A 10,657-nucleotide genomic window follows, 5' to 3' on the forward strand; every position below is an offset into this window, starting at 1 on the left:
GCCGGGGCAGTCGATCGTGCCCAGCATCGACATCAGCACCGCCAGCGCGCGGATCGACTGGAAACCGTTGGAATGCGCGGCCAGCCCGCGCATCGCGTGGAAAGCGACCGGGTTGCCGGTGACAGTCTCATGCGTTTCGCCCCACGCGTCGGTCCAGCGGATCGGCAGCGTGATCCGGTGATCGCGGCTGGTCTGGATCATTTCACCAGCGAGGCGGCGAATCGTATCCGCTGAGATGCCGGTAATGCCGGCGGCCCATTCGGGCGTGCAGTCGGCCACGCGTTCGCGCAGCAAGGCGAACGACGGCGTGACCGGCGTGCCGTCGTCGAGCGTATAGCGTCCGTCGAGTGCGGGCGTCACGCCGGGGGCATGATGCGGCACGGCGCGCGCGGCAGCGGCGTCCCACCAGAGATGATTTTGCGGAAAGAGCGGATTGCCGGCAGGCCGATCCGGATCGCGCACGAACAGGCCGAAGTTTTCGCTGGCTTCGTCGAGATCGACGAGCTCCGCCGCGTTCGTATAGCGCTGCACGAACTCGTGATCCCAGGCGTCGGCCGCGATCAGTTCATGCAGAAACGCCATGAAGAGCGCGCCGTCGGTGCCCGGTTTGATGGGCACCCATTCGTCGGCAATTGCGGCGTAACCGGTGCGAATCGGATTGATCGCGATGAAGCGTCCACCCGCGCGCTTGAATTTGGAAATCGCGATCTTGAGCGGATTCGAATGATGATCTTCCGCCGTGCCGATCATGAAGAAGAGTTTGGCGCTGTCCAGATCCGGACCGCCAAATTCCCAGAATGAGCCGCCGATCGTATAGATCATGCCGGCCGCCATATTGGCCGAGCAGAAGCCGCCATGCGCCGCGTAATTAGGCGTGCCGAACTGTTTGGCGAAGAGGCCGGTGAGCGCCTGCATCTGATCGCGGCCCGTGAAGAGCGCGAATTTCTTGGGATCGGTAGCGCGAATCGTGGCAAGACGCTTTTCGAGCACGTCGAACGCGACCTCCCACGACACCGGCTCGAACTGCGCGCTGCCGCGCTCCGCGCCCGCCTTGCGCATCAACGGCTGGGTCAGACGCGCGGGCGAGTACTGCTTCATGATGCCCGAGGCGCCCTTCGCACAAATCACGCCTTGGTTGAGCGGATGGTCCGGGTTGCCGTCGATATAGCGCACCTCGCCTTCACGCAGATGCACCCGAATGCCGCAGCGGCAGGCGCACATATAGCAGGTGGTCGTCTTGATCTCGAGCCGTTCGTCCTGCGTGCGGGCGTGGTGTTCCATGCGGGATCTCCGTCGCGGCTCCGGCTGTGTCGAAGCGATGTGGGTTCGATACCGACCATCCTATTCGCCATGGGTCCACAAGGGAAATCACGATTTGTGACAGAAACTATCCGCTGCGCTGATGGTTTCAGTTTGCCTTCAGATGTCAGATCGGCGTCAACACCGCCTCGCCCGCAAAATGGCGCCGGGCGTTGCCCAGAAAATTGTCGACGGAGGCGGTGATTGCCTCCGGCGAGCGGCCGCCCACATGCGGCGTCAAAACCACGTTGCGCAGCGTCAGCAAGGCTTCAGGCGGATCCGGCTCGCCCTCGTAGACATCGAGGCCCGCCCCGGCGATCGTGCCGGCAGCGAGCGCTTCGGCCAACGCAGCGGTGTCCACCACGCTGCCGCGCGAGACGTTGACCACGAAACCGTCCGGCCCGAGTGCGTCCAGCACCGCCTTGCCGATCAGATGACGCGTGCCGGCGCCGCCGGGCGTCGCCACCATCAGGAAATCGCACCACTGCGCGAGGCTTTGCACGCTGTCGAAATAGCGCAGCGACGAGCCTTCGCGCCGTTTGCGGTTGTGATAACCGATTTCCATATCGAACCCGGCGCCACGCCGCGCGACCTTCTCGCCGATATCGCCGAGCCCGACGATGCCGAGCCGCTTGCCGGAAACGTTCGGGCGCATCGGCAACGTGTCGCGCCAGACGCCCTCGCGCGTGGCCTGGTCGAGTTGCGGCACGTCGCGCACCGCCGCGAGCAGCAAGGCGAACGCGTGATCGGCCACGCAATGGTCGTTGGTGCCCGCGCCATTGACGAGCACGATGCCACGCGAGCGGGCGTGGTCCATGGCCAGGTTTTCATAGCCCGCGCCAAGTGCGCTGACAAACTCGAGCTGCGGCATCTGGTCGATTTCAGCGGCCGTCAGCCCGTTCGTGCCGTTGGTCAGCACGGCGCGGATCGTCCCGCCATGCTCGGCAATCGCGGCGGTCCGTTGGGTGGTGTCGGGTGCATAGACGACGTCGAAAGCGGCCTCGACATTGGCGCGGCTTGCGTCTTTCAAGGTGATTAGAACCAGCAGGGATGGCTTCATAGCGGGCGTTTTTTCTTAGGACGGTGACGGACGGGAGGCACAACAAGTCAGTGTAACAAGCCTCCCGCAGCCCCGCTGGTAGCCGGTCACAAGCGGTCACAAGCGATCACCAGCCGTCACAGGTGCCCGCAAGCAAGCGTGCCCTGCTGCGACTCGCCGCCGGCCATGCGCCTAAAGTCCATCTGAACCACGCCGTTATCTTATTGAATGGACCGACGTAAGCAGGACACGTCACGCGTCTTTCTTCCTCGCCAAACCCAAGCCGTCTTAGAATAGCCGGAACTCCGGCCATGGGAATCTCATGCAGGACACCCTCCCGCGCGGCTCAACGCCCGCCAACGACACCCCGCAAGAAGTCCCTCGCCCGGAAGGAAGTCCCCTTGTGGGATTGCGGGACGATACCGAAATGTTCCAACTCGCGCCCGTCTCGCTCTGGCTCGAAGACTTCAGCGGCGTGCGCACGCTATTCGACGCATGGCGGGAACAAGGTGTGACGGATCTGCGTGCTCATTTTGCCGGGAATCCGAGCCTTGTCGCCGAATGCGCGCATAGCATCCGCGTCATCAAGGTCAATCAGAAGACGCTGGCGCAATTCGAGGCCGCCGATTTCGACGCGCTCACCGGCAATCTCGCCTCGGTGTTCCGCGACGACATGCTCAAGACGCACCTCGAAGAGCTATGCCAATTGTGGGCTGGGCAAGCGCAGTTCACGAGCCAGACGGTCAACTACACGCTCGGCGGACGCCGGCTCGACGTGCTTCTCAAGGGCGCCGTGCTGCCCGGCCATGAAGCACGCTGGGACCGCGTGCTCGTCTCCGTCGAAGACATCACTGAACTGGAAGGCGCGCGGCATCGCATGACGCTGGCCGAACAGTATGTGCGCGGCCTGTTCGAATATTCACCGGTGTCGCTGTGGGTGGAAGATTTCAGCGCGGTCAAGCGTTTGCTCGACGACGCGCGTGCAGCCGGCATCAGCGATTTTCGCGTGTTCACTGACGTGCATCCCGAGTTTGTCGAGCGCTGCATGCAGGAAATTCACGTGCTCGACGTGAACCAGCACACGCTCGACATGTTCGCGGCGAAAGACAAAAAAACGCTGCTGGCGCGTCTGCCCGACGTGTTCCGCGACGACATGCGGGCGCATTTCCGCGAGCAATTGATCGATCTATGGGACGGCAAACTGTTCCAGCAACGCGAAGTGCTCAACTATTCACTCGACGGCAGCGAGGTGCACGTGCACCTGCAGTTCTCCGTCCTGCCGGGCCACGAACGCAATTGGGATCTGGTGCTAGTGGCCCTCACCGACATCACGGCGCGCAAGAAAGCCGAAGCTTACCTGGAGTTCCTGGGCAAGCATGACGTGCTGACCAAGCTGCGCAACCGCTCGTTCTACGTGGATGAGCTGAACCGGCTGGAGCGCAAGGGTCCGTGGCCGGTGACGATCATCATGGCCGATCTGAACGGCCTGAAACGCGTGAACGACCAGCTCGGCCACGCGGCCGGCGACGCCTTGTTACGGCGCGCCGGCGAAGTCCTCGCCAAGGCGACGGACGCACCTTTTCATGCGGCGCGCATCGGCGGAGACGAGTTCGCGATCCTGTTGCCGAACACGGACGAGCGTGGTGGCGCCGCGATGGTCGATGCGATCCGTCAACTGGTCGAGCTGAACAACCAGTTTTATCCGGGCTCGCTGCTGAGTCTTTCGATGGGTGCGGCGACGTGCCAGCGCGGCGACCGGCTCGAAGCCGGCGTGCAGCGCGCCGATCTGCTGATGTATGAGGAAAAGCACGCGCACTACGCGAACCGTCCGGCTACGGACGCACCGGGCGAGTGACGCCCGCGCACGTCGCGTGTTGGCGCGGGGTTTTCGATTGTTGGAAAGACCGCTCCGTGTCGGCGGGCTGGAAGCTCAGTCAGCTGGGCAGTTTGGATGCCAGCACGTCGATCTTGTGGATACTGGGCGGCGTGGCGAATAGCTCGCCAGCCTTCGCCATCAGTGCGGCGGCCACCTTGCCGTTCAGATGCGCATCGCGGCCCGCTTCGTCTGGGAAAGCGTCGAAAATGGCATAGGTGGACGGTCCCAGTTTCAAACCGAACCATGCCGTGGTCGAAGGCTCATCCTCTACGAGCGGCAAGCCGCTCAGCAGAAAGGCCTCAACATCCTTTTCCTTGCCGGGTTTGGCTTCAAGACGAACGTACAGAGCGAGTTTGACCATGGCGCGACTCCCTGGGTGAAGTGGGGACAATGGATCCGCTTTGCAGAAACGGCAAAGCGCTGTAAAGAGCATCTGCTCGTCAAGCACTCAGCAAAGTATAGGCCTGCGTTCGTGAAGCTGCGCCAGCGCGCATCTGGGTCGCATGCGGCCACACCCGGCCGCACCAGCTCACATCGGGCACAGGCAATCAGGTTGCGTCCGGGCACAAAGCACGTCATCCCTTGTCGGTCCGCACCGCCTCGCCGTATGTACTGACGATCCGTCGATCCTGCTCCTCAACCGAAAACAGCTCCCATTCGAGCCCGTTCACATCCTTGCTGCTCGCGTACCCTTGCACCTCGTCATCTTCGAACCCGACGTGCCGCAGTTGCCCCGCTTTATCCGGCATTTCGTTGATCGAGAAATTGAGCAGATCGGTGCGCCACATTGCATAACGACCGGGTACAACCGCGGTCGGCGGCTGATCGAGACGGCGGGTGTAATCTTCGATCGAGGCGTCGAGGCTGGCGACAGCCAAAGCGATATGGAAGCGTTTCATAGTAGTTTTTCCGCCGGTTGGGATGAGGTCTTTCATCGTATCCGGCGCGCGCAGCCGCAACCAGTTGCCCGCTCATCCCGGTATCGGTATTACCGGTTTGCGTCGCGACAGTACGGTACGAACGCAACCGGCGGCCCGACGGCGGGCGCGGCGAGCGTTTGCGGCCGGCCCGCCGATGAAGCGGCCGAGCCGGCGGCGGCCTGTCATCGTGCTCGCAGACTCTGGCGACGAGCGCGAAGTTTCGTGGCGCAGTATGCCGCCATGCATGCCAGGGCGCCCGCGCCCAGCGCCACGCGGAGCCCCCAAAGCGGCGCACACATGCCGAGCCACAACGCGCTGAGCGCCGGTCCGCCACGATAGATCACGCCGTATAACGCAAGCACACGTCCGCGCATTGCCTTCGGAACCGATAGGTGAATCAGCGTCTGTGCGCCGATGCCGGTCACGACCACGGAGAAACCCAGCGTAAAGAACAGGACCAGGGCCACCGGGAAATACTGCGTGAACGCTAATCCGAGCCCGCACAGCGAAGCGGCCAACACATGCCGCTCGACCAGTCTCGCCAGCGGAACGGTCGCGTCGCGGCCGCCGAACCAGATACCGCCCGCAAGCGCACCGGCCCCCGCCGCCGCGACGAGCGATGCGAAACCTTGTGCGCCACCCTGCACCATGGCGTCCGCTATGGCCGGCGCCATATCGGGGATACCGCGAAGGCAGACGGCGCACGCAATCAGAATAAGAAAAATTGCCCGCAACGGCGCATCCGCCGCGAGGTAGCGAAATCCGTCCGTGATGTCGCGTCGCCAATGCGAACGCGGCATATCGTCGTGCAGACGCGGGCTCATCGGAATGCGAACAATGGCGGCGATGAAGACGGCATAGCCCAGCGCACTGAGGAAGAACAATGCCGAAGGATCGAGCTTCAGCAAGAGCGCGCCCGCGACCGCCGGCCCCATAAAGCGAGCCAGGCTGAAGCACAGTGAAGTGAGGGCGATTGCCGAACCGAGCTGCTGTTGCGGCACCAGCGTCGACGCCCACGCAAGGCGTGTGGGCTGACACAGTGCACCGGCGATACCCACCACCAGGGTCACCACGAGCAGCCATGTCATCGAACTGGCGTCACTGAGAATCAGACAGGCCTGCAAAACGGCCATCGCCATCGCGACCCACTGACAATAGAGCATGACGCGGCGCGGATCGCAACGATCCGCCATCAGGCCGGCAATCGGTGCGAGGAACACCGTCGGGAAAAGATCGGCGAGAGCGAGCACGCCGAGCCATACGCTCGAATGACTCATCTCCCACACAAGCCAGCCGGCACCGACCCGCTGCACCCACATGCCAATCAACGACAGGCTGTTGCCGAAGGCGAACAGTCTGAAGTTCCGGCACGCGATGCGCTGAAGCCCTTGCTCCTGAGTACGATCCATCGCGGAAGAAAGCGCGTCATCGGCATTCTCCCCAGGCGCGCGAGAACGGCGTGACCGGTTCGCCGGATAGCGTGATCCAATCTCTTTGCAGATCGAAAATGGGAATAACGAAACTGTCCGGGAAAGAATCAGTCATCTGAATCCAGAGAATCGACGAGGTTAGAGAAAGGCATAAGAAATAAATAGGTTCGATTCACGAATTCATTCTCATGAAAAATTCAATCTGATAACCCGGACGATCACACGATCAACATCTCACACCAACTCCCTGGATTGGTAGTCAATTCGAAAATGCCAATACTGCGGCAATACGCCACCACCCAAAACTGGTAGGAAACCCGCCCTTGGCATCACAGACATCCCTATCTGATTTACGATAGAAATCGACCAGACCATCCGCCCCGGAACCATGAATTGACGGCTACCAGCACATACCCGTATCGCAAGCACCCATTCGACTGCAAAAATTCTTTACACACAACTGCATAGCGGAGCCCTGTAATGCCACGAGTCCTCCACGAATGGTGGAACGATCTGTTTTTCGAACTACAAAGCTGCGAGCAGATCGAGAATGCATTCTCCACGCTGTCGCGCGTCTCTCACGATCTCGGATTTACGTATTACGCATTCGGCTATGTCAGTCGTACCCCATTCTGTTCGCGGAATATTTTTATCAAAAGCTCTTATCCCGAACCGTGGATATCGCGCTATCAGGAGAAAAGATATCTCGAAGTCGATCCGGTCGCCAGACTCCATTCCGGCGATCTGACTGCGGTGATATGGAGCGACGATTTCTTTGTCGGCGCAAAACACGTCTGGGACGAAGCGAAATCGGCGGGATTGGCAATCGGCATTTCCCAGCCCTGCTGGGATGCTCGCGGTCAGTTCGGCGTGCTTTCTCTCGCGCGAGACGACCTCGCCTTGAGCCCTGACGAAATCCGGGCGCTACGGCCATTTCTCGCGGCGCTCGGCCACCTGTCGATGTCGTGCATCAGCACGATCTGCGAACGGCAGAAACACACCAGCACCGGCATCAGCCTCACGCGCCGCGAAATCGAGATCTTGCGCTGGACCGCGGACGGCAAGTCCGCCAAAGGCATCTCAAACATGTTGGAGATTTCCGCCGATACGGTGAATTTCCACCTTAAAAACTGCATGAGGAAACTTAACGCTTCGTCGAAAACCAGCGCGACCGCCTATGCGATCGCCTATGGACTACTTTAGCTGCGGAGCGGGTGATGGAAACGATCGTAGTCAGCATCATGGGAAACCTGAGTCCCGCTGCAAGGCAGCAACTTGGCCGGTACCGGTATGCGGTGTTCGTTGAGCAGATGAAATGGGACCTCCCCGCAGTCAATCCCCGTATCCGGGAAGAATGGGACGAGTTCGACCGGGAAGACACCGTCAATGTCATCGCCTATGCAGCGGACCGGAGCATTTGCGGCTATGCACGCTTGCTGCGCACCACCCAGCCCTATCTGCTCAGCGAGGTGTTCGCCGGTTTGTGTTCTGTACCATTGATTTGCGATTCCTCGACGTGGGAATTGTCCCGCTTCACCACTAGCCACGCGGGCGCCGAACTCAACGCGCAACGCATGCGCAGATTGCTTCGTGAGGTTTTTCTTCAAGCCGAACATTTCGGATTCCAACAGTTGATCGGCGTCGCGCCATGCGGCATGGAACGGCTCTATCGGCGGCTGGGACTCGTGCTGCGGGCTCTCGGCCCGGTGCGGACAGGCGGTGACGGTCTCGCGGCGTTTTCCCTGGATATCGATGCGGTGGGTTTGAGGGCCTTAAGCGACTAATAGCGCCTGGCAATAGGGACAGCGCGCGTCCGCTATACTCGCCAGCTCTGAAGTTCAGTGCAACCGGGGAGCAATTCCGATGCTTTCTCACGTATTCGTCGGCATTTCGGATTTCGAGCGCGCGTTCGGCTTTTATAGCGTGCTGATGGACACATTGGGGCTGCGGCTCAAGTTCCGCGACGACGATGCATGCTGGGCCGGCTGGATGGCGGCCGACGCGCCGCGGCCGCTGTTCGTGATCAGCAAGCCCTACGACGGCGGACCCGCCACTGTAGGCAACGGCCAGATGTTGGCCCTGCTCGCCACAAACCGCAGCACGGTCGATCGTGCCCATGCTGCGGCGCTCGCTCACGGCGGCGCCTGTGAAGGGCCACCGGGTTTGCGTCCGCACTATCACGCAGACTATTACGGCGCGTATTTTCGCGACCCCGATGGCAACAAGCTCTGCGTGTGTTGCCACGAGCCGGACGCGACCATAGCCACGCAGGCAGTCCGCTGAACGTCCACTAAGCGCCCGGAAAGCGCAATTCGAACCTCACCACGCCCGGCCCCGGACACACCACGCGCGCCGTGCCGCCGTGCAGATGCATGATCGCTTTCACAATCGCGAGCCCCAGCCCGCTTGATTCGGTGAATTCGCTGCGTGCCGCATCTCCGCGATAGAAGCGATCGAACAGGCGGTCCAGTTGCTCGCGAGGAATCGGCGCGCCGTCGTTTTCCACTACGACCGTCGCGCCCTCTTCGTCCTGCGTGCCGCTCAAACGCACCACCGTATCACCCGCGCCATATCGCACCGCATTGACGACGAGATTGTTGATCGCCCGCCGGCACAGCATCGGATTGACCGACGCCACGCCATCAGCCTCGACGGTAAAGCGCATGCCGCGTTCGTCGGCGGGGCCTTCGAAATAGTCGGCGATCCTGACGAGTTCGCCGTGCAAATCGACCGGCTCGCGATCGATGGACAGCGCAGCATGGTCCGCGTGCGCGAGAAAAAGAATGTTTTCCGCGATGTGGCTCAAACGGTTCAACTCTTCGAGATTCGATTCGAGCAGTTGCTGATATTCATCGGCATCGCGCGGTTTGGTGAGCGTCACCTGGGTCTGGCCGATCAGGGCGCCCACCGGTGTGCGTATTTCATGCGCCAGATCGGCGGAAAACTGCGAGAGGCGCTGGTACCCATCGGCAAGACGGTCGAGCATGGCGTTGAACGCGTCCGTGAGCTGGCGCAACTCGACCGGCGCCGCCTCGCTGTCGAGCCGCACCGACAAACTCGCCGGACTGATCTGCGCCGCCCGCGTGGCGATCTCGCGCACCGGCCGGAACGCGCGGCGCAGCACGTAGTAGGCGAGCAAGGTGGCCGCGAGCATACCGGTCAGCGTGGCCAGCACGATGCGATTGCGGTACGCGGCCAGCATCCGCACTTCCTGAGTCATCGGATGCGCGGCGATCACTTCGACCTCGCTGCCGTCCTCGCGCGCTTTGACGGCGGCGATCGCCCAGTGAACCGGCACACCGTCCGGCAGCATGGTCTGGCGGATGTCCGGGAGCGTCGGCAACCGGTCTTCTATGCCGGCCTGCAAAGGAGGCACCGCAACGTTGGCGGGATTCACGTCGATGAACGGCGCTTCGCCGGGACGGCGAAACAACAGCACGTCTTCCTCCGCGCCGAGCATGCTCTCGAACAGCAAAGGCCGGCTCTTCAATTCGCTGACCGAGTAGAGATCGCGTACGATGCGGCTGAAGTGCTCTACACGGCCGGTGAGCACCACGTCCGCGCGGCGCTGCAACGACAACTCGGCGGAATGATAGAAATACGCGCCCAGCGTGCCGATCACCACGCACGCAATCGAGGCGAACAGCACCGTGGTGCGAGCCGTCAACGAACGTTCGGTCCACAGCTTCATGAGCCGTCGCCGAAGGTGTAACCAATGCTGCGCACCGTATGAATCAGCTTCTTTTCGAACGGATGATCGACCTTGGCGCGCAGCCGTTTGATGGCGACGTCGACCACATTGGTGTCGCTGTCGAAGTTCATGTCCCACACTTCCGAGGCGATCTGCGTGCGCGACAGCGCTTCGCCCTGTCGGCGCACTAGCAGATGCAGCAGCATGAATTCCTTGTTGGTCAGCGGAATCTCGACGCCTTCGCGCGTGACCTTGCGGCGCAGGACGTCGAGCTTGAGGTCGGCAATCTCGAACACATCGCTTTCACGGATTACGCCACGACGCAGCAGCGTGCGGATACGCAACACCAGCTCGGTGAAGGAGAACGGTTTGACGAGGTAATCGTCAGCGCCGAGTTCGAGG

11 protein-coding genes are annotated in these 10,657 nt (G+C 61.7%); 4 read left to right on the forward strand and 7 right to left on the reverse strand.

From position 1 onward, the window contains the following. The coding region (locus VFE81_RS16350) for a molybdopterin-dependent oxidoreductase (RefSeq protein ID WP_325045596.1) at nucleotides 1-1,281 on the reverse strand (1,281 nt) is incomplete at its 3' end. Nucleotides 1,282-1,426: 145 nt separating this feature from the next. Next, on the reverse strand, nucleotides 1,427-2,359 hold the full coding sequence (locus VFE81_RS16355; RefSeq protein ID WP_325045597.1) for a 2-hydroxyacid dehydrogenase: 933 nt from the start codon (nucleotides 2,357-2,359) through the stop codon (nucleotides 1,427-1,429). Nucleotides 2,360-2,660: 301 nt separating this feature from the next. On the opposite strand from VFE81_RS16355, the gene VFE81_RS16360 reads away from it, so the two are divergent. Continuing rightward, nucleotides 2,661-4,193 (forward strand): sensor domain-containing diguanylate cyclase, encoded by a 1,533-nt coding sequence (locus VFE81_RS16360; protein ID WP_325045598.1) that lies wholly within the window; start codon nucleotides 2,661-2,663, stop codon nucleotides 4,191-4,193. A gap of 79 nt (nucleotides 4,194-4,272) precedes the next feature. On the opposite strand, the gene VFE81_RS16365 is transcribed toward VFE81_RS16360, so the two are convergent. From VFE81_RS16365 to VFE81_RS16375, 3 genes are all read right to left on the reverse strand, one after another. Beyond that, complete coding sequence (locus tag VFE81_RS16365) at nucleotides 4,273-4,575, reverse strand: antibiotic biosynthesis monooxygenase (RefSeq protein WP_325045599.1); 303 nt, start codon at nucleotides 4,573-4,575, stop codon at nucleotides 4,273-4,275. 214 nt (nucleotides 4,576-4,789) lie between these two features. Then, nucleotides 4,790-5,113, reverse strand: a complete 324-nt coding sequence (locus VFE81_RS16370; RefSeq protein WP_325045606.1) for a hypothetical protein — start codon at nucleotides 5,111-5,113, stop codon at nucleotides 4,790-4,792. A 203-nt stretch (nucleotides 5,114-5,316) separates the two neighbouring features. After that, nucleotides 5,317-6,543 (reverse strand): MFS transporter, encoded by a 1,227-nt coding sequence (locus tag VFE81_RS16375; protein ID WP_325045600.1) that lies wholly within the window; start codon nucleotides 6,541-6,543, stop codon nucleotides 5,317-5,319. A gap of 501 nt (nucleotides 6,544-7,044) precedes the next feature. Here VFE81_RS16375 and VFE81_RS16380 point away from each other — a divergent pair. From VFE81_RS16380 to VFE81_RS16390, 3 genes are all read left to right on the forward strand, one after another. Continuing rightward, on the forward strand, nucleotides 7,045-7,767 hold the full coding sequence (locus tag VFE81_RS16380) for an autoinducer binding domain-containing protein (RefSeq protein WP_325045601.1): 723 nt from the start codon (nucleotides 7,045-7,047) through the stop codon (nucleotides 7,765-7,767). A gap of 14 nt (nucleotides 7,768-7,781) precedes the next feature. After that, nucleotides 7,782-8,348 (forward strand): acyl-homoserine-lactone synthase, encoded by a 567-nt coding sequence (locus VFE81_RS16385; protein WP_325045602.1) that lies wholly within the window; start codon nucleotides 7,782-7,784, stop codon nucleotides 8,346-8,348. 79 nt (nucleotides 8,349-8,427) lie between these two features. Beyond that, nucleotides 8,428-8,847 carry a VOC family protein gene (locus VFE81_RS16390; RefSeq protein WP_325045603.1) on the forward strand — a complete coding sequence of 140 codons (420 nt, stop codon included), beginning with the start codon at nucleotides 8,428-8,430 and terminating at the stop codon, nucleotides 8,845-8,847. 7 nt (nucleotides 8,848-8,854) lie between these two features. Here VFE81_RS16390 and VFE81_RS16395 read toward each other — a convergent pair whose 3' ends face one another. Both VFE81_RS16395 and VFE81_RS16400 read right to left on the reverse strand, forming a co-directional pair. Then, nucleotides 8,855-10,255 (reverse strand): heavy metal sensor histidine kinase, encoded by a 1,401-nt coding sequence (locus tag VFE81_RS16395; protein WP_325045604.1) that lies wholly within the window; start codon nucleotides 10,253-10,255, stop codon nucleotides 8,855-8,857. Next, nucleotides 10,252-10,657, reverse strand: a 406-nt coding sequence (locus VFE81_RS16400) for a winged helix-turn-helix domain-containing protein (protein WP_325045605.1), incomplete at its 5' end; no start/stop codon positions are given. The genes VFE81_RS16400 and VFE81_RS16395, both read right to left, overlap by 4 nt.

The sequence above is a fragment of the Paraburkholderia sp. genome, assembly GCF_035656215.1.
In the GTDB taxonomy this organism is placed as follows: Bacteria; Pseudomonadota; Gammaproteobacteria; order Burkholderiales; family Burkholderiaceae; genus Paraburkholderia.